The sequence below is a fragment of the Streptomyces sp. SID12501 genome, assembly GCF_010550245.1.
Taxonomy (GTDB): Bacteria; Actinomycetota; Actinomycetes; order Streptomycetales; family Streptomycetaceae; genus Streptomyces.
In genome coordinates this window covers 1-389 of record NZ_JAAGLU010001033.1, presented here as the reverse complement: position 1 = coordinate 389, position 389 = coordinate 1, and the positions used below count along the sequence as shown (strand labels likewise).

Genomic DNA, 389 nt, shown 5'->3' with positions numbered 1-389 from the left:
CGACGGCTCCGGCTGCTGCTCAGCGCTCGTCGGCATCGCGTGCCCCTTCGTCGAGGGGGACGGGCGCCACGGCGGGGCGCGGCACGGCCTCGTCGACGGCGATCCGTCGCGCGAGCGACGTGATCTGCTGCTCCATGTCCCGGAACCGGCGGTAGGTCGTGACCATGTACAGCAGGAACGCGATGATCAGCCCGTACCGCAGCAGGTCGGTGCCGCGGCCCACGCCCACGAACTCGGCGATGAGGTTCCAGGTGTCGGGGAAGATCACCGACAGCGTCGCGAGCAGCGCCGCGAGGACGACGGTCACACGACGCAGCGCGAGGTGACGCGCACCCGAGGGCGGGCGCAGCCCCAGGACGAAGACGGCCGCGATCGCGACCAGGACCAGC

At 72.0% G+C, this 389-nt stretch carries 1 protein-coding gene; it reads right to left on the bottom strand.

Features of this window, described 5'->3' with window-relative positions; translation table 11 throughout:
• Positions 1 to 19 precede the first annotated feature (19 nt).
• On the bottom strand, positions 20 to 389 hold a 370-nt coding region (locus tag G3I71_RS49685; RefSeq protein WP_164325577.1), incomplete at its 5' end, for a DUF2304 domain-containing protein.